General features: G+C 73.5%; 20 protein-coding genes. 10 read left to right on the plus strand and 10 right to left on the minus strand.

All coding sequences use genetic code 11. From position 1 onward, the window contains the following. Positions 1 to 4 precede the first annotated feature (4 nt). Positions 5 to 232, plus strand: coding sequence for a zinc ribbon domain-containing protein (locus SM793_RS21870; RefSeq protein ID WP_320439941.1), 228 nt, complete (start codon positions 5 to 7; stop codon positions 230 to 232). A 7-nt stretch (positions 233 to 239) separates the two neighbouring features. Here the strand turns inward: SM793_RS21870 and SM793_RS21875 are convergent, their stop codons facing one another. From SM793_RS21875 to SM793_RS21885, 3 genes are all read right to left on the minus strand, one after another. Further along, a complete protein-coding gene (locus SM793_RS21875; protein ID WP_320439942.1) occupies positions 240 to 1,253 on the minus strand; it encodes an HAD family hydrolase in 1,014 nt (337 codons plus the stop codon). Positions 1,254 to 1,258: 5 nt separating this feature from the next. Continuing rightward, positions 1,259 to 3,718, minus strand: a complete 2,460-nt coding sequence (locus SM793_RS21880) for a phosphoribosyltransferase (RefSeq protein ID WP_320439960.1) — start codon at positions 3,716 to 3,718, stop codon at positions 1,259 to 1,261. A gap of 293 nt (positions 3,719 to 4,011) precedes the next feature. Next, positions 4,012 to 5,271, minus strand: a complete 1,260-nt coding sequence (locus tag SM793_RS21885) for an HpcH/HpaI aldolase/citrate lyase family protein (protein ID WP_320439943.1) — start codon at positions 5,269 to 5,271, stop codon at positions 4,012 to 4,014. A 330-nt stretch (positions 5,272 to 5,601) separates the two neighbouring features. Here SM793_RS21885 and SM793_RS21890 point away from each other — a divergent pair, with 330 nt between their 5' ends. Next, complete coding sequence (locus SM793_RS21890) at positions 5,602 to 6,687, plus strand: TerD family protein (protein WP_320439944.1); 1,086 nt, start codon at positions 5,602 to 5,604, stop codon at positions 6,685 to 6,687. Between the two features lie 51 nt (positions 6,688 to 6,738). Here SM793_RS21890 and SM793_RS21895 read toward each other — a convergent pair whose 3' ends face one another. Beyond that, complete coding sequence (locus SM793_RS21895; RefSeq protein ID WP_320439945.1) at positions 6,739 to 7,467, minus strand: Tellurium resistance; 729 nt, start codon at positions 7,465 to 7,467, stop codon at positions 6,739 to 6,741. A 344-nt stretch (positions 7,468 to 7,811) separates the two neighbouring features. On the opposite strand from SM793_RS21895, the gene SM793_RS21900 reads away from it, so the two are divergent. Beyond that, on the plus strand, positions 7,812 to 9,005 hold the full coding sequence (locus SM793_RS21900; protein WP_320439946.1) for a DUF2637 domain-containing protein: 1,194 nt from the start codon (positions 7,812 to 7,814) through the stop codon (positions 9,003 to 9,005). A gap of 140 nt (positions 9,006 to 9,145) precedes the next feature. Here the strand turns inward: SM793_RS21900 and SM793_RS21905 are convergent, their stop codons facing one another. From SM793_RS21905 to SM793_RS21925, 5 genes are all read right to left on the minus strand, one after another. Next, positions 9,146 to 10,252, minus strand: a complete 1,107-nt coding sequence (locus tag SM793_RS21905) for a DUF475 domain-containing protein (protein ID WP_320439947.1) — start codon at positions 10,250 to 10,252, stop codon at positions 9,146 to 9,148. A gap of 108 nt (positions 10,253 to 10,360) precedes the next feature. Continuing rightward, on the minus strand, positions 10,361 to 10,936 hold the full coding sequence (locus tag SM793_RS21910; RefSeq protein WP_320439948.1) for a TerD family protein: 576 nt from the start codon (positions 10,934 to 10,936) through the stop codon (positions 10,361 to 10,363). A gap of 272 nt (positions 10,937 to 11,208) precedes the next feature. Next, positions 11,209 to 11,784 (minus strand): TerD family protein, encoded by a 576-nt coding sequence (locus SM793_RS21915; protein WP_320439949.1) that lies wholly within the window; start codon positions 11,782 to 11,784, stop codon positions 11,209 to 11,211. 205 nt (positions 11,785 to 11,989) lie between these two features. Next, complete coding sequence (locus SM793_RS21920) at positions 11,990 to 12,448, minus strand: peroxiredoxin (RefSeq protein ID WP_320439950.1); 459 nt, start codon at positions 12,446 to 12,448, stop codon at positions 11,990 to 11,992. Between the two features lie 265 nt (positions 12,449 to 12,713). Continuing rightward, positions 12,714 to 13,151, minus strand: coding sequence for a DUF3052 domain-containing protein (locus tag SM793_RS21925; protein ID WP_320439951.1), 438 nt, complete (start codon positions 13,149 to 13,151; stop codon positions 12,714 to 12,716). Positions 13,152 to 13,668: 517 nt separating this feature from the next. On the opposite strand from SM793_RS21925, the gene aceE reads away from it, so the two are divergent. Next, positions 13,669 to 16,419, plus strand: coding sequence for a pyruvate dehydrogenase (acetyl-transferring), homodimeric type (gene aceE / locus SM793_RS21930; RefSeq protein WP_320439952.1), 2,751 nt, complete (start codon positions 13,669 to 13,671; stop codon positions 16,417 to 16,419). Positions 16,420 to 16,588: 169 nt separating this feature from the next. Next, a complete protein-coding gene (locus SM793_RS21935) occupies positions 16,589 to 17,362 on the plus strand; it encodes a hypothetical protein (RefSeq protein ID WP_320439953.1) in 774 nt (257 codons plus the stop codon). A gap of 124 nt (positions 17,363 to 17,486) precedes the next feature. Here the strand turns inward: SM793_RS21935 and SM793_RS21940 are convergent, their stop codons facing one another. Continuing rightward, complete coding sequence (locus SM793_RS21940; RefSeq protein ID WP_320439954.1) at positions 17,487 to 19,091, minus strand: MFS transporter; 1,605 nt, start codon at positions 19,089 to 19,091, stop codon at positions 17,487 to 17,489. A gap of 215 nt (positions 19,092 to 19,306) precedes the next feature. Between SM793_RS21940 and SM793_RS21945 the strand changes: the two genes are divergently transcribed. The 5 genes from SM793_RS21945 (at position 19,307) to SM793_RS21965 (ending at position 24,857) form a co-directional block, all read left to right on the plus strand. Next, complete coding sequence (locus SM793_RS21945) at positions 19,307 to 19,978, plus strand: TetR family transcriptional regulator (protein ID WP_320439955.1); 672 nt, start codon at positions 19,307 to 19,309, stop codon at positions 19,976 to 19,978. A 90-nt stretch (positions 19,979 to 20,068) separates the two neighbouring features. After that, positions 20,069 to 21,433, plus strand: coding sequence for a sensor histidine kinase (locus tag SM793_RS21950; RefSeq protein WP_320439956.1), 1,365 nt, complete (start codon positions 20,069 to 20,071; stop codon positions 21,431 to 21,433). Between the two features lie 22 nt (positions 21,434 to 21,455). Then, entirely contained in the window at positions 21,456 to 22,130 is a 675-nt protein-coding gene (locus tag SM793_RS21955; protein WP_030395846.1) for a response regulator, read from the plus strand. A gap of 186 nt (positions 22,131 to 22,316) precedes the next feature. After that, positions 22,317 to 23,453 carry an alpha/beta hydrolase gene (locus SM793_RS21960; protein ID WP_320439957.1) on the plus strand — a complete coding sequence of 379 codons (1,137 nt, stop codon included), beginning with the start codon at positions 22,317 to 22,319 and terminating at the stop codon, positions 23,451 to 23,453. A 129-nt stretch (positions 23,454 to 23,582) separates the two neighbouring features. Continuing rightward, on the plus strand, positions 23,583 to 24,857 hold the full coding sequence (locus SM793_RS21965; protein WP_320439958.1) for an acyltransferase: 1,275 nt from the start codon (positions 23,583 to 23,585) through the stop codon (positions 24,855 to 24,857). The last annotated feature ends 238 nt before the right edge of the window (positions 24,858 to 25,095 follow it).

Raw genomic sequence — 25,095 nt, forward strand, 5'->3', positions numbered from 1 at the left:
GGGTATGCCTCGTTATGACTTCCGCTGCCGCTCCTGCGGCGCCACGTTCGAGCTCCGCCGCGCCATGGCGCAGGCCAACGACCCCGCGGTCTGCCCGCAGGGCCACCCGGACACCGTGAAGCTGCTGTCGACCGTCGCCGTGACCGGCGCGGCCTCCGCCGGCGCCGCGCCGCAGCAGGCCCCGTCGGCCGGTGGCGGCGGGGGGTGCTGCGGCGGCGGCTGCTGCGGCTAGCCGGAAGTCAGGCGCCGAGCGCCGGAGCCGGGGCGGGGACCGGAGTCCCGACCCCGCCCCGGACCCGGGACAGGAAGCGGCGGGCGATCTCCTCGCCCGCCGCGACGCCGATCTCGTCGAGGGCGGTGACCCCGGGGGCCGTCCAGCCGCTGTCGGCCAGTTCGCCGTGGCCGGGGCGCCAGGCGGCGTCGGCGGCGAGCAGCAGGTCGGCGTCGAGCAGCGAGTCGCCGGCGGACAGCACCGTGGACGGGCCGACCCGGCGGACGACCTCCGCCAGCGCCGCGCTCTTGCTGAGCGGCGCCGGCACCGCGTACACCTTGCGGCCCTGGAGCGAGACGGTCCAGCCGCGTTCGGCGCACCAGCCGGTGAGTTCGGCGATCCAGCCCGGCGGCAGTTCGGCGCGCTCGACGACCAGGTAGGCGAACAGCTCGTCGGCCACCCGCCGCTTGTGGGTCCACTCGGGGTCGGCGCAGAGCGCCAGGTGTTCGACCACCTCCGCCAGCGGCGCCGCCCCCTCGGCCAGCCGGCCGGCCATCTCGCTCTGCCAGTCCTCGTCCGGAACGCCGTCGACGAGCAGTCGGCCGCCATTGGCGCAGATCGCGTAGGGCGGGACCCAGCCGGGCGTCGGGCCGGGCAGGTTGACCCGCTCGTACTGGGCCCGGGTGCGGGTGGTGGCGGGGACGAGCACGGCCTCGCGGGCGAGTTCGACGAGCAGCGCGGCGGCCTGTTCGGTCATGAAGGACAGCGCCTTGCCGTCGTGCACCTCGACCGAGAGCAGGCGCGGCGCGAGCCGGTCCGGCACGTCCAGGGCGAGGGCGCGGTTGGAGTAGATCAGGGTGCGGTCGAGGTCGCTCGCGACGACGAAGCGCGGTGCCGCGACGGAGCTCGGTGCGGCGACGGAGCTCGGTGCGGCGACGGAGCGCGGTGCGGCAACGGAGCGCGGTGCGGCAACGAGGCTCGGTGCGTCGACGGAGCCGGGTGCGTCGGCGGATCCGCCGTCCTGGCGTGCGGGACCACTCATCGGGTTCAGGACTCCTTGGTGAGGACGGCCGTGCCGGAGGCGCCGGTCGCCCCTCGGGTGTAGCGGGGGTGGATGAGGCCGACGCAGGAGTACGGCAGGTCGTCCACCTCCTCGACCGGCACCCCCCGCTGGGCGGCGAGCAGCCGGACGTGGTCGAGGTCGGCGCCGGCGCCGCGCCGGGCGAGCACCCGCCAGGGGACGCGGCGCAGCATGACCCGGGTGGTCTCGCCGACGCCGGGCTTGACCAGGTTGACGCTGTCGATACCGTACTCGGCGCTGATCCGCTCGACGGCGGCCCAGCCGGCCCAGTCGGGGGCGCGCTCGTCGGCGTGCTCGGGGGCGAGGAACCGGTCGGCCGCCGCGAGGGCCTCGGCCCGGACGTCGGCGAAGTGGTCGGCGACGGTGTCCAGGAAGGCGCCGGAGACGTCGGCGCCGGCGAGTTCGGTGTAGTGCTTGGCGCCGTGGAAGTCGTCGGGGCCGATCAGGTCGGGGCGCAGCACGGTGCGCGAGACCAGGCCGGAGACGGTCGAGTTGAGGCAGGCGGAGGGGATCAGGAAGTCGTCCCGGGTGCCGAAGGTGCGCACGCAGCGGCCGGGGTCGGCGAGGACGGCGAGGTCGGGGTCGAAGCCGGTCCCGGCGAGGGCCTCGGCGAGTTCGCGGGTGATCGCGCCCTTGCCGGTCCAGCCGTCGACGAACACCACGTCGGCGGCCCGGTGGTGGGCGTCGAGGTAGCGCAGGGCGGCCGGGTCGATGCCGCGGCCGCGAACGATCGAGACGGCGTAGTGCGGGGCGTCGAGGCCGTGTCCGGCGGCGAGCCAGCGGCGGATCAGGATGCCGACCGGCGTCCCGGCCCGGGCCAGCGAGGCGAGTACGAGGCCGGAGCCGCGCTCGCGCAGCAGGGTCTCGGCGACGGTGCCGACGGCGAGTGCGATCCGCCGGGCGGAGACCCGCAGCGCCTGGTGGAACAGCTCCTGGTACTCGGGGCTCGGCTGGTACTCGACCGGCAGCGATTCGGCGTAGTGGGCGCCGCCGCTCTGCACGGCCTCCTCGCGCTCCTCGGTGGGTGCCTCCAGGTCGACGCCGGTGAGGTCCTTGAGCAGCCAGGCCACCTCGTCGGCGCGGTAGGAGGAGAACTCGGGGCCGTACAGCGGACGGGCCGGAGCCGCCGCGGTGGCGGGGGCGGTCGGGCGGTGGGACGGCAGGACGGCGAGCACCACCCGGTCGGTGACCCGGCGCAGCTGGCCGAGCAGGGCGCGCTCGCCCTCGTGCAGGGCGGGGGTGTCGGCGGTGTCGTCGACCACCAGCACCACGGTGCCGAAGCGGCGGGCCGGGTCGGCGCCGGGGGCGACGTTGTAGGCGTAGCGCTCGCGCGAGGAGTCGTCGGCCGGGTCGTCGTGGGCGGGGAAGGCCAGCCGGGTGCGGATGGCGTAGCCGGGGTCGTCGACGGCGAGGACGGGCGAGCGGGTGGTGGTGGAGTAGTGGACGCGGTCGGTGCCGCCGGGCAGCCGCTCGGCGAGGGCGTCGGCCAGCCGCAGCGGCGCGTACATCAGCTCCTCGCAGCCGAGCACCAGCACCCGCGAACGGTCGGCGCCGGGGCCCTCGCCCCCCGCGCCGGGGTCGACCGCCGCCGCCAGCCGCTCGGCCAGACCGGGCAGCGCCGCCTCCAGCCGCGCCCGGTGCTCCCGGGTGAACCCGTGCCGCCCACCGTCCGGCAGCCCGGCCGGCCAGTCCAGCTCGACCCGCACCAGCGGGGCGGCCGGGGCGGCCGGCGGCTCGGGCGCGGGACCGGCCTCGGCGATCAGCCGCTCGGCCCGCTCCAGGACGTCGGCGGGCAGTTCGACGCCGCCGTCGGCCAGCGCCACCAGGTCCAGCCGGACGCCGAGTTCGGCCGCGGTGTCGGAGAGCCGCCGCCGGTCGGCCGGGCCGCGCAGGTCGACCAGGGCGACCACCACGTAGTGCTCGCGCGGGTGGTTGGCGTGCAGTTCGCGGATGGTGTTGAGCACGGTGGTGCCGGTGGAGAACTCGTCGTCCACCAGGACCAGCGGGCCGTCGCCGGCGAGCAGCCGGGGGTCCTCGGGCAGCAGCAGGTGGGAGGTGGCGTGCGAGTGCTCCTCCTCGAAGCCGCCGACCGGGGTGAGGCCGGGCACCGGGCGGCGGGTGGAGTGCAGGTACGGGGCGTCCAGGCCGTCGGCGACGCTGTGGCCGAGGCCGGTGGCGGTCTCCGCGTAGCCGAGGACGACGGCGCGGGCGACGGCCTCGCCGCCGAGCGGGTCGAGCAGGTCGCGGACCCGGCGGCCGAGCTCCAGGCCGGCGCCGTGCACCACCGCGGGCTGCTGCGGGACGTGCTTGCCGAGCACGGTGGAGACCAGCAGGTGGGCCCGCTTGCGGTTCTCCCGCAGGGCGAGGCCGACCAGCTCGGGGAGGTGTGCGGAGCCGGTCAGCGCGACGCCCGCCCGCTCGGCCACCCAGCGTCCGGTCCACTCCTCCGCTGCCGCGGGCCCCTCCGCGCTCGACCCGGCGGAGCCGCCGACGCCGGAGGAGCCGTCGCCGACGGAGCCACCGACCCCGGACGAGCCACCGACCCCGGACGAGCCGACGCCCCCGAAGGAGCCCCCGACCCCGAACGACCGAACGGACCCGCCGGTCCCGTCCGTGCCGTCGGCTCCAGTGGTCCGGTCCTGCTGCGCTGCTGTCACTACGGGTCCTGTCCTCGGTCTGTGCGGTGCCGCGGTGGGCAAGGTCTGACGGGCGGGGCGGCTCAGCGGCAGAGGCAGGCCGAGAGCAGTTCCGCGAAGCTGACGTCCTCCCGGGCCACCCCGAACACCTCGGCGCGCAGCAACACCCGCTCCGCCCAGGCCCGGTGGGGCTTCGCCTCGTTCATCTTGTTGGTGTACGCCGAGCGCAGCACCCCGCCCCCGCCGCGCTCCTGCTGGAGGATGTCGTGGGCGTCGCTGTACTCCTCGTGCGTGACGACGGAGAGCGCGTGGACCGCGGGCACATGGCTGGGGTGGATGCAGGTCTTGCCCAACAGGCCGTTGGCGCGGTCGAGTTCTATCTCGCGGATGAGCCCGTCCAGGTCGTGCTCGATGATCCGCCGGCGGACGGCCTCGCGCGAGGGCTCGGCCTCGGCGAACGGGGTGCGGCGCAGCTGCGGCTTGAACATCCGCTCCTGGACCGGGAAGTACTCCCAGACCGGGCCGGTGACGGTGAACCCGGTGCCGTCGGCGCGGCCGAGCACGTTCACCACGTCGCCGATCACCGAGGCGACCAGCGCCACGTCGTACGCGGTCAGGTCGGGCGAGCGGCGCAGGCCGTATGCGGAGCAGAGGTCGGTGACGCCGAGGCGGACGGCGAGGACGCGCTCGCGGTGCTTGTCGAGCAGCCGGGCTATCCCGAAGAGCTGGTCGCGGCGGGTCTCCAGATGGGCGAGCTCGGGCGATTCCAGGACGGGCATCGCGAACAGCCGGCGGCCGGTGGCGGCCTCGGCGGCGGCGAGCGCCTCCAGGAAGTCGCCGCCGGTGTCCTCGGTGAACTTCGGCAGGACGAAGCCGGTGAGCAGTCCGATCGCGGGCCCGAGCCGGCCGGCGAGGTCGGTCAGCTGCGCGGGAGTCCGCACCCTGACGAAGAGCAGGGGAAGATCCTGTGTGCGGCCGGTGAAGATTTCGCCCGGCCCGACACTCTCCGTCACAGCGCCCCCGCCACCCTCCGTGACGCCCGGACCGGCACTCTCCGTGATCTCCGCCCAGAGCTCGCCGAGCCGGGCCACCAGGTTGGCCTCGGCCTCCGGGACCTCGTGGTCGGCGATGGCGTCCTCCAGGCAGAGGACCATCGAGACGACGCCCTGCGCGGCCTGCTTGCGGATGTCCGTGCGCAGGGTGGCGCGGGTGGCCGGGCTGTAGAGCGTGGCGCCCAGCGCGGTGGCCAGCACGGCCGCCGGGCTGTCGGCGGTGAACTCCCCCGGAACGCTGAGAAAGAGCCGGTCGCGGACGTCGTCCGCGAGGTGGCCGAAGTGGCGCAAGGTGCTCTCCTCAGGAGGTTCGGCCGCCGGTCCGGCGGAGGTGGGGAAGGACGGGGAGGGACGGCGGCGACACCCGCCCAGTACCCGGTTCAACCGGCTCGACGGCCGTGGTGGTTCCCGGCCCGGCCCCGCCCGGTCACCGTCGTCCGGCCAGGAGCCCCCCGCCCGCCCATCGTACGGACGGTGCCGGGTCGGGGAGGCTTCCGAAACATCGAATTCTCGGAAGGTTACCTTCCACTTCACAAAGCGCAAGCGTTGGCAAAGTCCCACCACAACGCCTCCTCCGGTCACGTTGTCCGAAGGGGTGGCGAACAGGCAGGATGGTCGGCTATGACGCACGTGATGGCCAAGGGCGCAAACATCGCACTGCCGGTGGCGGCTGTCCGCGCCGTGCTGCGCTGGAGCGCCACGCCCGGTGCGCCGGACGTGGACGCCTCCGCGCTGCTGCTCGGACCGGGCGGCAAGGTCCGCTCGGACGCCGACTTCGTCTTCTACAACCAGCCGCGCCACCCGTCCGGCGTAGTGCGCCACCTGCCCAAGCAGCAGACCGCCGACGGCAGCGAGATCACCGACACCGTCGAGGCCGAACTCGGCAAGCTGCCGACCGACGTGGACCGGGTGGTGCTGGCCGGCTCCTCCGAGGGCGGCACGTTCCGGGCGGTGAGCGGACTGCGCCTGCTGCTGTTCGACGCCGCGGCCGGGGACGGCGTGCCCGCGCTGGCCGAGTTCGCGATGGCCGACGGGGACGAGGTGACCGCGCTGGTCGCGGGCGAGCTCTACCGCCGGGCCGGCGCCTGGAAGTTCCGCGCGGTCGGCCAGGGCTACGCCTCCGGGCTGATCGGGCTGGCCACCGATTTCGGCATCACCGTCGAGGACGAGGGCGACGCCCGGGCCGGGGCCGCCGCCGCAGGCCCGCCCGCGGGCGACCCCCGGGCCGCCCTGCCCGACCCCCGGCCGGCCGGCCGCCCCGAGCCGGGCACCTTCACCCTGGCCCCGGCCGTCCCGCAGCCCGCCGTCCCGCAGGCCCTGCCCGCCGCCCAGGCCGGTGGCGCGCAGGCTCCGACCGGCGTCCCGGCCAACACGCCCCCGCCGCCGCCCAAGCCGCCGACGGTGCCGCCGAACCTCCCGCCCGCCCCGACCGCGCCGCCGGCCGGGCGTCCCGGGTACGGCTACCCGCCGCCGGCTCCGCGCCCGGGGTACGGCTACCCCCAGCAGCAGCCCCCGGCGCCCGCGCCCGGCTACGGCTACCCGCCCCAACAGCAGCAGCCCGGCTACGGCTACCCGCCGCCGAACACCGCACCGCAGGCCCAGCAGGCCGCCCAGGCCCAGGCTCAGGAGCCCGTCCCCCAGCAGCCGGCACCGCCCGCCGAGGAGTTCGCGCTGCCCCCGCAGGGCCCGCAGTTCCAGCCGCGCTGAGCCCGCACGCCCGCACCCCGGGGCCCCCACCCCAGGGTCCCGACCCCGGCCTCACTCCGTCTTGTACCCGCGCTGCCACTGCATCCCGAAGCCGTACAGCCGGTCGATGTCCGCCTGGAACCCGTTCACGTACCGCACCTCACGCTGCACCGTGAGCGTGTTGTCACCGGTGTTCTCGATCAGCACCACCGCACAGGAACGCGCCGCCGACGCCCGCTCGTCCAGATGGACCTCGATCCGCGGCCCGGACTGCGGCACGATCGTCACCAGGGCGTTGGTCTGCTCGAAGGCCGGCGTGCCGTCGTAGATGTACACGAAGATCAGCAGCCGCTTGAACTGCTCCTTCTTCTCCAGGTTGACGTACATCGTCTCGCCGGACGGCGCCCCGTACTGGTCGTCGCCGCTGAGCTTGATGTACGGCGGGTGCTGGAGGTCACCGAAGAAGCCGCCCAGGGGCTGCACCACACCCCGTTTGCCGTCGGCCAGCTCGTACATGCAGGCCAGGTCGAGGTCCACGTTGACCTGGGCGTTCTGGCTGGAGTCCGGCTCCATCGGGCGGAGGATGCGCGGGCTGAACACCCGCCGCAGGGATTCCCCGGCGCTCGCCCTCGGGGCTCCTATCCGGGTGGTCCAGTGCAGATTGACGTAGAGGTAGCCGGTGGTCGCCGCCGCACCGGTGATCGCGTGGTGCGGCGAGGACTTGGTCAGGGTGACCTTGAACTGGCCGCCCGTGTCCAGGGCGTTCCGCTCGCCGCGCAGGTACTCCCAAATCGAGGCCATGCCGTCCTCCCCCAGCCGCGCCAGCCGTTCTGACGGTCCGCCGCTCAATGATCGGGCATCAGCCCGCCCGCGGGTACCCGAAGTCCCCTACCCGCCGCCGCCCGCCGGACACCGGCCGGACACCGGCGGGTCGATTGGCGGGGCGAAGCCCACCTCCCGTACCATGCGGCCACTTCGGACGCGATATCGTCTAGCCGCACAGGTGTCCCGCCCGCCCGCCCGGGCGCGTCGGCGCACCCGTCCGACGACGACGCTTCGTCAGGCCCGGTCCCGGGGACGGATCCTGACCATCGTGTCGCACTTGAGACCTTTGTCCCCTGCGGAAACCCGAGGCCCGACCCGCAATGAACCTGACCTCCATACAGCTGGTCTGGACCGTCATCGGCGGTGTAGCCCTGCTGTTCACCGCCATCCTGGTGGCGACGCTGCGCTTCAAGAACCACAACCGGAAGGACGAATCCAGCGACTCCTGGGAGCGCAGCGAGGAACGCCGTCGACGCAAGGAGATGGTCTACGGGATCTCCTCCTACGTCCTGCTGTTCTGCTGCGCCGGCGTCGCGGCCGCGCTGTCCTTCCACGGCCTGGTCGGCTTCGGCAAGGAGAACCTGGGCCTGTCGAACGGCTGGGAGTACCTGGTCCCGTTCGGCCTGGACGGCGCCGCGATGTTCTGCTCGGTGCTCGCCGTCCGCGAGGCCAGCCACGGTGACGCGGCGCTCGGCTCCCGCCTGCTGGTCTGGGTGTTCGCGGTCGCCTCGGCCTGGTTCAACTGGGTGCACGCCCCGCGCGGCATGTCCCACGACGGCGCCCCCGAGTTCTTCTCCGGCATGTCCATCTCGGCCGCGATCCTGTTCGACCGCGCACTGAAGCAGACCCGTAAGGCCGCGCTGCGCGAGCAGGGCCTCGTCCCGCGCCCGCTGCCGCAGATCCGCATCGTCCGCTGGCTGCGCGCGCCCCGCGAGACCTACGCCGCCTGGTCGCTGATGCTGCTGGAGAACGTCCGCAGCCTGGACGAGGCGGTCGACGAGGTGCGCGAGGAGCGGCAGGCGAAGCTGGACGCCAAGGTGCGTGCCCGCAGCGCCGACCGCCGCGAGCGTGCCGAGCTGAAGGCGATCTCCCGCCAGTCGGGCGGCATGCTGTCCCGCAACCGCAGCGGCCGCCAGGTGCCCGCCCTCGCCGCTGCCGGAGACGGCCCGACCGCTACGGAGCCTGCCCTAGCCGTCGAGGTGGACGCCTTCTCCTCCCGCACCTCCGGCTCGCTGCTGGACTCCGCCCCGCTGGGCGCCCTGGAGACCCGTCGCTCGCGCGGCTCCGAGTCGGCCTCCGGCTCGTTCTCCTCCTCGTTCTCCTCCTCCTCGACCTCGGCCTCGTCGTACTCCTCGACCTCGGCCTCGTCTTCGTCCTCGTCGTCCGCCTCGTCCCCGTCCTCGTCCGCCTACCGCTCGACGGTCGACCTGACGCCGGACGACGACACGCTGTCGATGCCCAAGCTCGACTCCCTGGAGCGCAAGCTGCGCGCCATCGAGCAGCAGCTCGGCTGAGCAGCGGAAGCATCCGCGCCACCTACGCCGAACGGCCGTTCCCCACTCGGGAGGAACGGCCGTTCGGCGTTTGCCGGGGTACCGGCGGGACAGGACCCAGGACGGGCCCAGGACGGGCCTGGACGGGCCCTGGACGGGACCTAGCTGTCGCTGCCCACCAGCTCCCGGTCCCCGTCGCCCCCGCCGTCGGCGCCCTCCCGGCGGTTGCGCAGGACCGACGAGCCGAGCGCGAGGCCGATGAAGGCGACGCCGATCAGGCCGGTGACGATCTCCGGGATGTGGTACTCGATGCCGACCAGCAGGATCACCGCGAGCGCGCCGATCGCGTAGTGCGCGCCGTGCTCCAGGTAGACGTAGTCGTCCAGGGTGCCCTTGCGGACCAGGAAGACGGTCAGCGAGCGGATGTACATCGCGCCGATGCCGAGGCCCAGGGTGATCTGGAAGATGTCGCTGGAGATGGCGAACGCGCCGACGACACCGTCGAAGGAGAACGAGGCGTCCAGCACCTCGAGGTACATGAAGAGGAAGAACGCGGCCTTGCCGCCCACCTGCACGATGGACTTGCCGGACTTCTCCTGCACCTCCTCCTTCTCGGCCTCCTCCTCCAGGCCCGCCTCGAAGACCGAGGAGAGGCCGTTCACCGAGAGGTAGGTGACGAGGCCGAGCACACCGGCGAGCAGGACCGTCTCGGCGTGGTCACCGGCGAAGAAGTTGGCCGCCAGCAGCAGGGTGACCAGGGCGACGACGGTGGAGAAGGCCTCCAGCTTGCCGACCTTCTCCAGCGGGCGCTCGATCCAGGCCAGCCAGTTGTAGTCCTTCTCCTCGAAGATGAAGTCGAGGAAGATCATCAGCAGGAAGACGCCGCCGAAGGCCGCGATGGCCGGGTTGGCCGCTTCCAGGTACTGGCCGTAGGTGAGGCCCTCGTAGGTCTTGTCGCTGTGCAGCGCGAGGTCGATGACCGTGGCCGGGTTGAGGTGCGCGGTGAGGCCGACGACCAGCAGCGGGAAGATCAGCCGCATACCGAACACGGCGATCAGCACGCCGACGGTGAGGAAGATCTTCTGCCAGTACGGGTTCATCCGCTTCAGCACCGTGGCGTTGACCACCGCGTTGTCGAACGAGAGGGAGATCTCCAGGATGGAGAGGATCAGCACGATGCCGAATCCCTCGGCTCCCCAGAGCAGGCCGGCGGCGATCAGCCCGAGAATGGTGATCGCGAATGACCAGCCGAATGTGCGGAGGAACACGGGACTTGGTTACCTTTCGGGTTCGTGGCGTCGACGGGGTCGACGTTCGCGGGGATGCGTCCGGACGCGCCTGAGCGCCGAACGGAACGATCACAGCGGTGAGGGCCTTTACTGTACGTTTACGCCGAAATCGAGGGCAATGCCCCGCAGGCCCGAGGCATAACCCTGGCCCACCGCGCGGAACTTCCACTCACCGGCGTACCGGTACAGCTCGCCGAAGATCATCGCGGTCTCGCTGGACGCGTCCTCGGAGAGGTCGTAGCGGGCGATCTCCTGACCGTCCACCGAGTTGACCACCCGGATGTAGGCGTTGCGGACCTGGCCGAAGTTCTGCCCGCGGTTCTCGGCGTCGTAGATCGACACCGGGAAGACCACCTTGTCGACCTGCGGCGGCACCAGGTCCAGGTTGACCAGGACGACCTCGTCGTCGCCGTCGCCGTCACCGGTCAGGTTGTCGCCGGTGTGCTCGACCGAGCCCTCGGGGCTCTTGAGGTTGTTGTAGAAGACGAAGTACTCGTCACCCAGCACCCGGCCGCTCGAGCACAGCAGGGCGCTCGCGTCGAGGTCGAAGGGCGCGCCGGTCGTCGACCGGGCGTCCCAGCCGAGACCGATCTGCACCTGCGTCAGATTCGGCGCGGCCTTGGTGAGCGAGACATTGCCACCCTTGGCGAGCGTGACACTCATTGGCGGTCCTTCCTCCCTTGCCTCCCGGGGCGCATCTCAGGTCTATTCCCCCGCGACCCCGGCCGGCCCCTTCCGGCCGGCTGAACTTTCCTGAACTCCCATCCTTCCAGTGCGGCCGAGCAGGTCGTAGCCCGGGCACGGCGAACCCCGCGCCGACGCGGCGCGAACGGCCGGGGCGGCACAAGGCGAACGGCCGGGGCGGCCGCCGACGCTCTCGCGTCCGCGGCCGCCCCGGCCGTGGTCCACCGGGCCGTCACCGGCCCTGCCCCGACTCAGACGTTGACGCCGAAGTCCTGGGCGATGCCGCGCAGGCCGGAGGCGTAGCCCTGACCGATCGCGCGGAACTTCCACTCGGCGCCGTTGCGGTACAGCTCGCCGAAGACCATCGCCGTCTCGGTGGAGGCGTCCTCGCTGAGGTCGTACCGGGCCAGCTCCTTGTTGTCCGCCTGGTTCACCACGCGGATGAACGCGTTGCGGACCTGGCCGAAGTTCTGCGAGCGGTTCTCGGCGTCGTAGATGGACACCGGGAAGACGATCTTCTCTACGTCGGCCGGCACGGTCGCCAGGTTGACCTTGATCGCCTCGTCGTCGCCCTCGCCCTCGCCGGTGAGGTTGTCACCGGTGTGCTCGACCGAGCCGTCCGGGCTCTTCAGGTTGTTGAAGAAGACGAAGTTGCCGTCCGCGCCGACCTTGCCCTGGTCGTTGCAGAGCAGAGCGCTGGCGTCCAGGTCGAAATCCGTGCCGGTGGTGGTGCGGACGTCCCAGCCGAGGCCGACCAGTACGGCGGTCAGGCCGGGGGCCTCCTTGGTGAGCGAGACATTGCCGCCCTTGCTCAGGCTGACACCCACTTGTCCTCCAAGATTCGGGAGGCACTCCTCGGTGCCCCCGTGGTGCGGTCCGAAGCTCCGGCGGCGAACCGCCCCGAGCCTCTGACCAGCCAACGGACCGATCGTAGTGCGGGGTTCCCGTCCGCGCCGGGGAACCGCGTGGACCGGGTGACCGCGAGGCCCCGGAACAGGCCGGGGAACCACGCGGACGGGTGCCCGGGGCGGCTCAGAGCGCGCCGAGGGCCGCCAGGTACTCCCGCTCGTCCCGGGCGTCCGGCAGGCCGTTCACGACGCTCCAGCGGACCACGCCGGCCTTGTCGATCACGAAGGTGCCGCGGACGGCGCAGCCCTTGGTCTCGTCGAAGACGCCGTAGGCGCGGGAGACCTCGCCGTGCGGCCAGAAGTCGGAGAGCAGCGGGAAGTCCAGGCCCTCCTGCTCGGCGAAGATCCGCTGGCTGAACGGCGAGTCGTTGGACACGCCCAGCACCTGGACCTCGTCGTTCTGCAGGCGCGGCAGCTCCTTCTGGATCGCGCAGACCTCGCCGGTGCAGACACCGGTGAACGCGAACGGGTAGAAGACCACGACGACGTTCTTCCCGCCGCGGAAGTCGGAGAGCCGGACCAGCTCGCCGTGCTGGTTCTTGAGCTCGAAGTCCGGAGCCTCGGTGCCGATCTCGATGGCCATGCGGTGACCTTTCCCACTCGACGCGACTGGGCCGCGCGGGTGACGCGGCGAGCGCCATCCTCGCATTCGTCGAGGTCGGTTGAGCCGGACGGGTGAGGGCTGCGCCGTCCGGGGCCACCGCTTTCGCCCTGGGCGAACGGTTCGGCCGTCCGGGTCCCGGTATTCCCCGGACGCTCCGGACGGCTGTCCGGAGTGCCGGGGAAAACGGACCGGACCCCGCCGGAGGGATGCTCCGGCGGGGTCCGGTGGGGCCGTCAGTCAGGACTCAGCGCTTGGCCGGCTTGGCCGTCGACTTGGTCGCCAGGCGGGTCGCGGCCCAGTCCTTGGCGATCGCGATCGAGCTGGTCTGGGAGAGGCCCGCCGTCTTCGCGGCATCGGCGATGTCCGAGGCCTCGATGTGGCCGTCACGGCCGGTCTTGGGCGTCAGCAGCCAGATCAGGCCGCCCTCCGCCAGGTATTCCAGGGCGTCGACGAGGGAGTCGGTGAGGTCTCCGTCGTCTTCGCGGTGCCACAGCAGGACGGCGTCTGCGACGTCGTCGTAGTCCTCGTCGACAAGATCCGTCCCGGTGATCTCCTCGATGCCCTCGCGGAGGTCCTGGTCACTGTCTTCGTCGTACCCCAGCTCCTGGATGATCTGGCCCTCGTCGAAGCCGAGACGGGCTGCCGGGTTGGACTTGTCCGCGGGGTCCGCGGTCGCGCTCACGGGAATAACCTCCAGTATTCGGCCCGGCGTCCATGCCGGGGCTGTGGCCGTAGTCCACACGGGCGCGGCGGTTCGCGCAAGTACCCGACCCCCGATCCCCTCCAAAGGTTGACGTGGCACACGGGAAACACGCCGGGCGACGTGTCGCGAATCACACCGATTTGCCCTTCTCTGCACAAGACAAGGATGCTTCGGGAGGTCCTGGTCCACAGGTCGCACGCACGCCCGGGATGCGAACAGCATTCGGGTCCGCGCGTGCGCGGGCGTAGAGTCTCCTGTTGGCCCTCACCCCGGCCGTCCGCCATCGGACGGGCGGGAAACCAGGTCGGACCACCTCTGTTCGTAACACCCGGGGGTGTGCGGCACGGACGACGCTGTCCGAACCGCACATCGCCAGACCGTTCCTTCTGTTGGGCGGAACGGTTACCGATCGGTAGAGATGACGGATCTCCGAGCGCGGTAGCACGATGGAGGCGGCGCGACACACCTCAGTTTCGACCGACAGTGAAGGAACAGCGTGGCTTCCGGATCCGATCGCAACCCGATCATCATTGGCGGCCTTCCGAGTCAGGTCCCGGACTTCGATCCCGAGGAGACCGCGGAATGGCTGGAGTCGCTCGATGCGGCCATCGACGAGCGGGGGCGTGAGCGTGCCCGTTACCTGATGCTGCGGCTGATCGAGCGCGCCCGCGAGAAGCGTGTCGCCGTGCCCGAGATGCGGAGCACGGACTACGTCAACACCATCGCCACCAAGGACGAGCCGTTCTTCCCCGGTAACGAGGAGATCGAGCGCAAGATCCTGAACGCGACCCGCTGGAACGCCGCGGTGATGGTCTCCCGGGCACAGCGCCCCGGTATCGGGGTGGGTGGGCACATCGCCACCTTCGCCTCCTCCGCGTCGCTCTACGACGTCGGCTTCAACTACTTCTTCCGGGGCAAGGACGCCGAGGGCGAGTCCGGCGACCAGATCTTCTTCCAGGGTCACGCCTCCCCCGGCATCTACGCCCGTGCCTTCCTGCTGGACCGGCTCACCGAGCAGCAGCTCGACGCCTTCCGCCAGGAGAAGTCGAAGGCCCCCTACGGCCTCTCCAGCTACCCGCACCCGCGGCTGATGCCGGACTTCTGGGAGTTCCCGACCGTCTCGATGGGCCTCGGCCCGCTCGGCGCGATCTACCAGGCCCGGATGAACCGCTACCTGGAGCACCGGGGCATCAAGGACACCTCCGACTCGCAGGTCTACGCCTTCCTCGGCGACGGCGAGATGGACGAGCCCGAGTCGCTCGGCCAGCTGTCCCTGGCCGCCCGCGAGGGCCTCGACAACCTCACCTTCGTGGTCAACTGCAACCTGCAGCGCCTCGACGGCCCGGTCCGCGGCAACGGCAAGATCATCCAGGAGCTGGAGTCGCAGTTCCGCGGCGCCGGCTGGAACGTCATCAAGCTGGTCTGGGACCGCAGCTGGGACCCGCTGCTCGCCCAGGACCGCGACGGCGTCCTGGTGAACAAGCTGAACACCACGGTGGACGGCCAGTTCCAGACCTACGCCACCGAGTCCGGCGCGTACATCCGGGACAACTTCTTCGGCGGCGACCTGCGGCTGCGCAAGATGGTCGAGAACATGACCGACCAGCAGATCCAGCACCTGGGCCGCGGCGGCCACGACCACGCCAAGGTCTACGCGGCGTACAAGGCGGCCCGCGAGCACAAGGGCCAGCCGACGGTCATCCTCGCCCAGACGGTCAAGGGCTGGACGCTCGGCCCCAACTTCGAGGGCCGCAACGCCACCCACCAGATGAAGAAGCTGACGGTCGAGGACCTGAAGCGCTTCCGCGACCGGCTGCACCTGCCGATCACCGACAAGCAACTGGACGAGGGCTACCCGCCCTACTACCACCCGGGCCGCGGCTCGGAGGAGATCCAGTACATGCACGACCGCCGCCAGGAGCTGGGCGGATACGTGCCGACCCGCAAGGTGCGCCCGCGCGCCCTGGAGCTTCCGGGCGACGACGCGTACAAGGCGGTCAAGAAGGGCTCCGGCAACCAGACCATCGCCACCACCATGGCGTTCGTCCGGGTGCTCAAGGACCTCATGCGGGACAAGGGCATCGGCAACCGCTTCGTGCCGATCGCGCCCGACGAGTACCGCACCTTCGGCATGGACTCGCTGTTCCCGTCGGCGAAGATCTACAACCCGCTGGGCCAGACCTACGAGTCGGTCGACCGCGACCTGCTGCTGGCCTACAAGGAGTCGCCGACCGGCCAGATGCTGCACGACGGCATCTCCGAGGCGGGCTGTACCGCCTCGCTGATCGCCGCCGGCTCCTCCTACGCCACCCACGGCGAGCCGCTGATCCCGGTCTACGTCTTCTACTCGATGTTCGGGTTCCAGCGCACCGGTGACCAGTTCTGGCAGATGGCCGACCAGCTGGCCCGCGGCTTCGTGATCGGCGCCACCGCCGGCCGCACCACGCTGACCGGTGAGGGCCTGCAGCACGCCGACGGCCACTCGCACCTGCTGGCCTCGACCAACCCCGGCGTCGTCGCGTACGACCCGGCGTACGGTTTCGAGATCGCGCACATCGTGCAGGACGGTCTGCGCCGGATGTACGGCTCCAGCGCCGAGCACCCGCACGGCGAGGACGTCTTCTACTACATGACCGTCTACAACGAGCCGATCAAGATGCCGGCCGAGCCGGAGAACGTGGACGTCGAGGGCATCCTCAAGGGTCTGCACCGGTACGCCCCCGGCACCGCCGGCCAGATCCCGGCCCAGATCCTCGCCTCCGGCGTGGCCGTGCCGTGGGCCCTGGAGGCCCAGCGGATCCTGGCCGAGGAGTGGAACGTCAAGGCCGACGTCTGGTCCGCGACCTCCTGGAACGAGCTGCGCCGCGACGCGGTGGAGGCCGAGGAGTTCAACCTGCTGCACCCCGAGGAGCAGCAGCGCGTCCCGTACGTGACCAGCAAGCTCCAGGGCGCCGAGGGCCCGTTCGTCGCCGTGTCCGACTGGATGCGCGCGGTGCCGGACCAGATCTCCCGCTGGGTGCCGGGTCAGTACCAGTCGCTGGGTGCCGACGGCTTCGGCTTCGCCGACACCCGCGGTGCGGCCCGTCGCTTCTTCCACATCGACGCGCAGTCGGTCGTGCTGAGCGTGCTCACCGAGCTCGCCAAGCAGGGCAAGATCGACCGCAGCGCGCTGAAGGACGCGATCGACCGCTACCAGCTGCTGGACGTGGCGGCGGCCGAGCCGGGCGCCGCGGGCGGCGAGGCCTGAGCGCACCGCTGATCCCCTGAGGGGCCGGTCCCCCCGCCGTGTGCGGGAGGGCCGGCCCCTCGCCGTTTCCCCCGGGGGCTGTGCTCCGGACCGGTTCCGGCCGCCCCTTAACCTTCCCGAGAGTCAGCCTTAAGGTGTGCCGAGGGGGCGAGGGGAGGGGGCGGGTACCGTGCGCACACCTAGGTCGGGGGCCTTTCCCCTGGCGCTGCTGGTCGGGGTGACGACCGGCGCCCTGCTGTCCCAGCTGCTGCCCGGCCCGGAGGAGGTCGGCGGGCCGTCGGTGGCCCTGCCGGCCGCCTCGGACCGGGCCGTGACCGGACTGGTGCCGGCGGGGCCGGGACCCGTGCCCGGACCGTCCGAGTCGGCCGAGTCCGCCGGGTCCGGCGGGTCCGGCGGACCGGCGGGTCCCGAGGGGCCCGCGCCGACCGCACCGCCGACCGCACCGCCGACCGCCCCGGACGGGCCCGCCGAACCGGCCGCGTCCTCCCCCGCCGCTCCCGGTGCGCCCGCCGCTCCCGGCGTCCCGGCCCGGCCGCCGACCCTCGGGCTGGTCGCCGCCGAGGTCCCGGCGGGCAGCCCCGGTCCGCCCGGGTCGGCACCGCCGTCCACCGCACCGACCGCACCGACCGCGACGTCCACCGGGCCGCCGACGGCAGCGACCGTGCCGACCGTCCCACCGCCCGCCGGGAGCGGCGACGCCGGGACCGCCACCTCGGCCCCCGGCCCGACCCGGACCCCGACCGTCCCGCCGGCCGGTGGCAGTACCGGAGGCAGTACCGGAGGCAGTGGCGGGGGCGGAGGCGGGGGCCACTTCGGCCCCAGCCAGGTGCTGCCCACTCCGGGCCCGTCCGCCGCGCTCTCCGAGGAGGAGTACTGGCAGCGGGCCGAGGCCTGCTGGGCCGCCGCCGAGACCGACCCGTCGCTGGACTGCCCCACCTCCTGACGCCGCGGCGCCGCGACAGCGCGGCGCCGCGGGGCCGCGGAAACCCACCGGCCCCGGACCGTGGGAACGGTCCGGGGCCGGCGCCCGGCGGGGGCAGGGGGTAGAGAGCAGGGGCAGGGGCTGCTCAGATGTGGACGGCGGGCCCGGCCTCGGTGGTGCCGCGGCGGGTCAGCAGTCCGAGCACGGCGGCGGCGAAGGCCACCACCGAGGCGACCGCGAAGGCCAGCGACATGCCGCTGACGAAGGAGTCGTGGACGGCGCCGGCCATCGCGTCGACCACCTGTTGCGGGGTACCGGCCGGAGCGGGCGGGGCGATGCCGAGCTGCGCGGCCTGGTTGAGGCCCTCGACCTGGGCCGGCTCGACCGGGGGCAGGCCCGCGCCGGCCCAGTTGCCGGGCAGCACGTCGGTGACCCTGGCGGCCATCAGCGCGCCCAGCACGGCGGTGCCGAGACTGCCGCCGACCTGCATCGCCGACTGCTGGAGGCCGCCGGCGACACCGGACAGCTCCATCGGCGCGTTGCCGACGATGACCTCGGTGGCGCCGACCATGACCGGGCTGATGCCCAGGCCCATCAGCACGAACCAGAGCGCCATCACGCCGTTGCCCGAGCCGGAGTCCAGGGTGGACATGCCGAACATCGCGACGGTGGTGATCACCATGCCGGCCACGATCGGGACGCGCGGGCCCAGCTTGCCGATCGCGATGCCGGCCACCGGCGAGCCGATGATCATCATGCCGGTCATCGGCAGCAGGTGGACGCCCGCCTGGACCGGCGTCATACCGTGCACGTTCTGCAGGTAGAAGGTCACGAAGAAGATCGCGCCGAAGAACGAGAAGGCCATCAGGACCATCAGCAGGACGCCCGCCGACAGCGGCACCGAGCGGAACAGGCCGAGCGGGATCAGCGGCTCGCGGGCCTTGCCCTGCCAGAGCGCGAAGAGCACCATCAGCACCACCGCGCCGCCCAGGAACAGCACCGTCCTGGTGTCGCCCCAGCCCCACTCGGGGGCCTTGATGATGCCGAAGACCAGCGCGAACATCGCCACCGAGAGCAGCACGATGCCCGGGACGTCGAAGGACCTGGCGGCGTTCTCGGCCCGCACGTCCCTCAGGATCCACAGGCCGAGGCCCAGCGCCAGCAGGCCGACCGGGATGTTGATGAAGAACACCGACTCCCAGTTGACGTGCTCGACCAGCAGGCCGCCGACGATCGGGCCGGCCGCGGTGGAGGCGCCGATCACGCCGCCCCAGATGCCGATCGCCATGTTGAGCTTCTCGGCCGGGAAGGCCCCGCGCAGCAGGCCGAGCGCGGCCGGCTGGAGCAGTGCGCCGAACAGGCCCTGGAGCACCCGGCAGGCGATCACGGTCTGGATGTTGCCGGCGAAGCCGATCGCGGCCGAGGTGGCGGCGAAGCCGACCGCGCCGACCAGGAAGGTGCTCCGGTGGCCGAACCGGTCGCCGATCTTGCCGGCCGTGATCAGGAAGACCGCGAGGGCCAGCAGGTAGCCGCTGGTCACCCACTGGATCTCGGAGGGCGCGGCGTTGAGGTCGGCCTGGATCACCGGGTTGGCGATGGCGACGATCGTGCCGTCCAGGGCGACCATCATCACGCCGACGGCGACGGTGAGCAGGGTCAGCCAGGGGTGTCCCCGCAGGCTCCTCCCACCCGGCGAAGTGCCGGACGGCGGCGTGTCCGCCGTGGCGCTCTTGGTGAGGGACTGGCTCATCTGGGCCCTCCGGGGCTGACTGCGGACGGACATGGTCGTGGCGCCCCGGCCCACCCGTCCCCACGAGTGCCCGGCCCGACGGGCGCCACTCCGGGCAGATTATGTCAGCTGCTGACATTCGGCAAACGCTGTCTTCTGCTGCCGTCTGCCATTTGTCAGAGGGCTACAGTAGCCTCCGGAACACCAGCCCGATCACCCTCCGGAAGGCGCCCGCCATGGCCGCTCAGTCCGCTCCTCCCGCCGCAGCCCCGGAGCCGGGGCTGCGCGCGCGGAAGAAGCAGCGCACCCGGGACGCGCTCATCGAGGCCGCGCACCGGCTGTTCCTCGGACAGGGTTTCGCCAGCACCACCGTCGACGAGATCGCCTCCGCGGTCGACGTCTCGCAGCGCACCTTCTTCCGCTACTTCGCCAACAAGGACGAGGTCGCCCTCGCCGTGCTCGCCGAGGCCGAGGACCACTTCATCGAGCTGCTGCGCGCCCGCCCCGCCGAGGAGGGCCCGCTGCGGGCGCTGCGGGCCGCGATCGTCGGCTCCTGGCGCGAGCGCGGCTCCGCCCACCCCACCGGACCGTGCTCGGTGAACGCCGCGCTGGAGCTCATCCGGATGATCGAGGACACCCCCACCCTGCTCGCCGCCCACCTGCGCCGGGTCGCCGAGCAGGAGCGCGTGGTGATCCGGGTGCTCGCCGAGCGCGAGGGGCTCGACCCGGCCGAGGACCTACGGCCCGCCGTCCTCGCGGCCGCGTTCGGCGCCGTGCTGCGCGCCGCCCACCTGTCCTGGACCGCCGACCAGGAGGACGTCGGGCCGGAGGGCATGATCGCGCTGATCGACCGCCACCTGGACCAGCTCGGCCCGGCCCTGGTCGGCGACTGGCGCTCCACTCGCTAGCCACCCCGCCCGACCCCCTACCGCAGTACTACCGGGGACCCGGCACCTGGGAGGGACGTCCGCCGACCCCGGCCGCCCTAGGCTGACCGGATGACCAAGCCGTTCGCCGGGCCCGCCCCGGCCGGTCCGGTGCGCGCGCTGCTCGCCCCGCTGACCCGCCCCGCCGCGGACCACACCCCGCTGCTGGGCCAGTCCCCGCGCCGCTGGGTCCGCCGCCTCCCCTACCTCGCCGCCGTGGCCGCGATCGCCTCGCTGCTGCCCAGCGGGATCAACGTGCTCAGCGAGGACTACGGGATCTCCGTCGGCCTGGCCGCGGCCCTCGCGGTCGCCCAGACGGTGCCGCTGCTGCTCGCCCTCACCCGGCCGCTGCCCGCCTGGTGGATGATCGGCGGCGCCGACCTGCTGACCGCGCTGGCGGTCCTCACCGTCGGCACCGGCCCCACCGGCCCCTGGCCGTGGCCTCCGACGGTGCTGCTCGGCTACCTCTTCCTGATGCTGCCGCTGGCCCTGCGCGAGCCCCGGCGGACCCTGGTCGCGGTCTGGCTGACGACCGCGGCGGCCAGCCTGACGATGTCCCTCCTGGGCTTCACCGACCGGTTCGGCGGGGACAACAGCCTGCTCGCCACCGCCCTGGCCGGCGCCGTCCTGGTGCTCGGCGGGGCGCTGCGCGAGCGCGCCGAGGCCGCCCGGCGGCTCACGGAGCAGGAGCACATCAGCGAGGCCGAGCGCGAGCGGCGCACCCTGCTGGAGGAGCGCGCCCGGATCGCCCGCGAGCTGCACGACGTGGTCGCCCACCACATGTCGGTGATCGCCGTGCAGGCGGCCAGCGCGCCGTACCGGATCGCCGGGGTCCCGGACGAGGCGGCGGAGGAGTTCACCGCGATCGCCGGGACGGCCCGCGAGTCGCTGACCGAGATGCGGCGGCTGCTCGGCGTTTTGCGCAGCGAGGACTCCGGCGCCGAGACGGCGCCCCAGCCGGGGATCGGCCGGCTGGCCCAGCTCGTCGACACGGTGCGACGGGCCGGGGTGGCGGCCGAACTCGACCTCGACCCGGAGCTCACGGACGACGTGCTGCCGCCGGCCGTCGGCCTCTCCGTCCACCGGATCGTCCAGGAGGCGCTGGCCAATGTGGTCCGGCACGCCCCGGGCGCCGACGCCTGGGTCTCGCTGGCCGTCACCGGGGAGTCCCTGCTGGTCACCGTGGTCAACGCGGCCCCGCCCGGGCGCACCGAGTCGCTGGAGGGCTCGGCCGAGGGCACCGGCCACGGGCTGGTCGGCATGCGGGAACGGGTCCGGCTGCTGGGCGGGCGGCTGGACACCGGCCCGCTGGCGGACGGCGGCTTCCGGGTGGCCGCCGTCCTGCCCGTCACCGGTCTGACGGATACTCGGTCGCAGGACAGCCGGCCGAGCGGCACCGCGTCCCCCGATCCGGACGGGACGCCGGCCGAACCGTAGAACGCCCCCGGGGGAGCACCGTATGACCATCCGCGTGATCATCGTCGACGACCAGGCGATGGTGCGGGCCGGATTCGCCGCCCTGCTGGGCGCACAGAGCGACATCGACGTGGTGGGCGACGCGGCGGACGGCGCCCAGGCCCTGGAGGTGACCGGCCGCACCCACCCGGACGTCGTGCTGATGGACGTCCGGATGCCGGTCATGGACGGCCTGGAGGCCGCCCGGAGACTGCTCGACCCGGCCGTGCCCGGCGCCCACCGCCCCAAGGTGCTGATGCTCACCACCTTCGACGTCGACGACTACGTCTACGAGGCGCTGCGGGCCGGCGCCAGCGGCTTCTTGCTCAAGGACGCGCCGCCGGCCGACCTCATCGCCGCCGTCCGGGTGGTGGCGGCCGGCGAGGCACTGCTCGCGCCCTCGGTGACCCGCCGGCTGATCGAGGACTTCGCCCGCACCCGGCCGGCCCGGCGCCGGGACCCGAAGCTGCGGCTCAACGGCCTGACGCCGCGCGAGACCGAGGTGCTGGAGCTGATCGCCCGGGGCCTGTCCAACCAGGAGATCGCCGCCGGGCTGGTCCTCGCCGAGCAGACCGTGAAGACCCACATCGGCCGGATCCTGGCCAAGCTGGACCTGCGCGACCGCGCCCAGGCGGTGGTGCTGGCCTACGAGTCCGGGCTGGTCACCCCCGGGCAGTGACACCCGGGCAGTGACACCCGGGCAATGACGCCCCCCTCCGGTTCCCGGTGGGGTTCTCCCCCGGGGGAGAACCTCCTGATACCCGGGTAGCACCCGGGAGTTGGCCCCGCGGTGTGACGTCCGCGGGGCCGCCTCGTCCCTACCGTCCCCTCCTGTCGAAGCCGAACGGCCCGGGAGGGAACGGACATGGGGAAGCAGCGAATCCGACGGACGCTGGCCGCCGCCGCACTGGCACTGGGCGGGGTGCTGGGTGTGGGCGGCTGGGCCGCCGGCGGCGAGCGGGCGGTGACCGGGCCGCCGCCAGGCAGCACCGAGTGGGTCGCCGACACCACCCTCGGCCTGCCGCTGCCCGACCCGGCCACCGCCCGCCCCGCCGAGGTGGCCGCCTTCTTCGCCCGGCTGCCGCCCGCCGCCCGGGAGGCGCTGGCCGTCCGCCACCCGCTGGTGGTCGGCAACCTGGACGGCGCGCCCGTCGAGCTGCGGCTGCGGGCCAACGCCCGGGCGATCGCCGCCGAGCGCGACCGCGCCGCGGCCCGGGCCGGTGACCCGGCGCTCACCCCGCAGGACCACGCCGCCGCCCGGGAGCGGGCGGAGCGCTACCGCACCCTGCTCGACGGGGCGGCGCCCGGCGGTCCGCGCCGGTTCCTGGCCTTCGACCCGCGCGGCCGGGGCCTGGTCGCCGAGGTGTTCGGCGACCTCGCCACCGCCGGACGGGTCGCGGTGGTCGTCCCCGGCTCCGACATCGACCTGCGCACCTTCGACCGCGCCGGCGACCCGTACGGCACCCCCGCCGGAATGGCCCGCGCCCTGTCCGACGCGACCGGCGGACGGACCGCGGTGATCGCCTGGGCCGGCTACACCACCCCGCTCGGCCTGGGCCCGGACGCCGCCACCGAGCAGTTGGCCCGGGCCGGCGCCGGGAGGCTGACCCGGCTGCTGGACGGACTCGCCGTCAGCGCCCGCCCGGACGCCCCGCCCACGGTGTTCTGCCACAGCTACGGCTCGGTGGTCTGCGGGCTGGCCAGGCCGGGCCCGGACCGGGCCTCCGGCGTGGTGGTGCTCGGCTCGCCCGGCCTCGGCGTCGGTTCGGCCGCCGAACTCGACCCGCGCGTCCCGCTCTGGGCCACCGCCCGCAACGACTCCGACTGGATCGGCCGGGTGCCCTTCGTCCGGCTGTTCGGCCTCGGCCACGGCGCCGACCCGACCGCCCCGGCCTTCGGCGCCCGGCCGCTGCCGTCCACCGGCTCGCACGGCCACACCGGCTACTTCGCCCCGGGCACGGCCTCGCTGGCCGCCTTCGCCGGGCTCGCGCTCGGCCGCTGAGTCCACGACCGCTGAGCCCCGACGCCTGACCTTCGGCCGCCGAGCTTTCGGCCGCCGAGCCCCGGCCGCCGAGCCCTCCTCGCCCTCTCCCCGACCGCCGCGCCGCACCCCGCGAACGGAGACCTCGCCATGCCCGACCCCCGGTCCACCTCCCCGCTCACCTCCCCGCTCACCCCCCTGCTGGCGCCCCTGCGCCGCGCCGCCCGCCAGGTGGACGCCCGCACCCCCGAGAGCCGCGACCGCGCGCTGGACGGCCTGCGCGCCCTCGCGCTGCTCGCCGTCCCGGTGGGCCACTGGCTGCTCGGCGGCTTCACCCGCTCCGCCGACGGCGCCCTGCACAACGCCAGCCCGCTGTCCTCGCCCGCGCTCGGCTTCTTCGCCCCGGCCAGCTGGGGGCTGCAACTGCTCGGGGTGTTCTTCCTGGTCGGCGGGTACTCCGCGGCCCGCTCGCTGGAACGGGCCCGGGCCCGCGGCACGAGCACGGCCGGCTGGCTGCGCGGCCGGGCGGTGCGACTGCTCCGCCCGGTCCTCGGGGTGGCCGCCGTCTGGGCCCTGCTGATTCCGCTGCTGCCGCGCCTCGGCGTGCCCGCCGACACCGTCCGGACCGGGTCGACGCTGGTGGTGCAGCCGCTCTGGTACATCGCGGTCTACCTCGGACTGACCGCGCTCACCCCGCTCTGCGCCGCCGCCGCCCGCCGGCTGGGCGGCTGGTCCGCCGGCCTGCCGCTGGCCGCGGTCGCCGCCGTCGACCTGTTGCGGTACGGGCCGTGGGCGGAGTCGGTGCCGTCCTGGGCCGGACTGCTGAACATCCTGCCGGGCTGGCTGTTCGGCTATCAGCTGGGCGTGCTCTGGGCCGGGGGCCGGCTGGGCCGTCCGGCGGCGCGGCTGCTGCTGGCCGGGGGCGCGGTGCTGTTCGCGGCGCTGCTGCTGGTGTTCCACTACCCGGCGTCGATGGTCGGGGTCCCGGGTGCCGCCCGGACCAACTCGCACCCGCCGTCCCTGCTGGTCCTGGCGCTGGCCTCGGTCCAGTGCGGCGCGGCGGTGCTGCTGCGCGACCGGCTCGGCCGGCTGCTGACGGGTCGGCCGCTGCTGTGGCTGCCGGTGGTGGCGGTCAACCTCTCCGCGATGACGATCTTCTGCTGGCACCAGAGCGCGATGCTCGCCGTCGCGGTGCCGGGTGCGGCGGCCTTCGGCGCGGTGCCCGGGCTGACGGTGGCACCGGACTCGCTCGGCTGGGTGGCGCTGCGGCTGGCGCTGCTGCCGCTGTTCGGCGCGGTGCTGGTCGGGATCGGGTGGTTCACCCGCCGGTTCGACGGCCCGTGGACGGCGCTCTCCCGGCCGGCCAAGGCGGGGGCGGGCGCGGCGGCGGCGTTCTTCGCCGCGTACGCGCTCGGCGTGGTCTGAGCGGCCGGGCCCCGGGGCCCGCGGGCGGGCGGGGGGGGGGGGGGGGGGGGGGGGGGGGGGGGGGGGGGGGGGGGCCGGGGGCGGGGGCGGGGGCGCGCCCGCCCCACGGGCCCCCCCCCCCGGGGCGGGGGGGGGCGCGCCCGCCGGGGGGGGGGGGGGGGGGGGGGGGCCCGGGCGGCTCCGCCCCCCCCCACCCCCCCCCGCCGATTTCCGCGTGACCGACCGAAACCCTTCCGGG

Origin of the sequence: Kitasatospora purpeofusca, from assembly GCF_034043715.1 — a bacterium.
In the GTDB taxonomy this organism is placed as follows: Bacteria; Actinomycetota; Actinomycetes; order Streptomycetales; family Streptomycetaceae; genus Kitasatospora; species Kitasatospora purpeofusca_A.

What these genes read in the sequence shown, in the direction of transcription:
- SM793_RS21870 (WP_320439941.1), top strand. Translation starts at nt 5, where the DNA reads ATGCCTCGTTATGACTTCCGCTGCCGCTCCTGCGGCGCCACGTTCGAG.
- SM793_RS21875 (WP_320439942.1), bottom strand. Translation starts at nt 1,253, where the DNA reads ATGAGTGGTCCCGCACGCCAGGACGGCGGATCCGCCGACGCACCCGGC.
- SM793_RS21890 (WP_320439944.1), top strand. Translation starts at nt 5,602, where the DNA reads ATGACGCACGTGATGGCCAAGGGCGCAAACATCGCACTGCCGGTGGCG.
- SM793_RS21895 (WP_320439945.1), bottom strand. Translation starts at nt 7,467, where the DNA reads ATGGCCTCGATTTGGGAGTACCTGCGCGGCGAGCGGAACGCCCTGGAC.
- SM793_RS21900 (WP_320439946.1), top strand. Translation starts at nt 7,812, where the DNA reads ATGAACCTGACCTCCATACAGCTGGTCTGGACCGTCATCGGCGGTGTA.
- SM793_RS21910 (WP_320439948.1), bottom strand. Translation starts at nt 10,936, where the DNA reads ATGAGTGTCACGCTCGCCAAGGGTGGCAATGTCTCGCTCACCAAGGCC.
- SM793_RS21920 (WP_320439950.1), bottom strand. Translation starts at nt 12,448, where the DNA reads ATGGCCATCGAGATCGGCACCGAGGCTCCGGACTTCGAGCTCAAGAAC.
- SM793_RS21940 (WP_320439954.1), bottom strand. Translation starts at nt 19,091, where the DNA reads ATGAGCCAGTCCCTCACCAAGAGCGCCACGGCGGACACGCCGCCGTCC.
- SM793_RS21945 (WP_320439955.1), top strand. Translation starts at nt 19,307, where the DNA reads ATGGCCGCTCAGTCCGCTCCTCCCGCCGCAGCCCCGGAGCCGGGGCTG.
- SM793_RS21950 (WP_320439956.1), top strand. Translation starts at nt 20,069, where the DNA reads ATGACCAAGCCGTTCGCCGGGCCCGCCCCGGCCGGTCCGGTGCGCGCG.
- SM793_RS21955 (WP_030395846.1), top strand. Translation starts at nt 21,456, where the DNA reads ATGACCATCCGCGTGATCATCGTCGACGACCAGGCGATGGTGCGGGCC.
- SM793_RS21960 (WP_320439957.1), top strand. Translation starts at nt 22,317, where the DNA reads ATGGGGAAGCAGCGAATCCGACGGACGCTGGCCGCCGCCGCACTGGCA.
- SM793_RS21965 (WP_320439958.1), top strand. Translation starts at nt 23,583, where the DNA reads ATGCCCGACCCCCGGTCCACCTCCCCGCTCACCTCCCCGCTCACCCCC.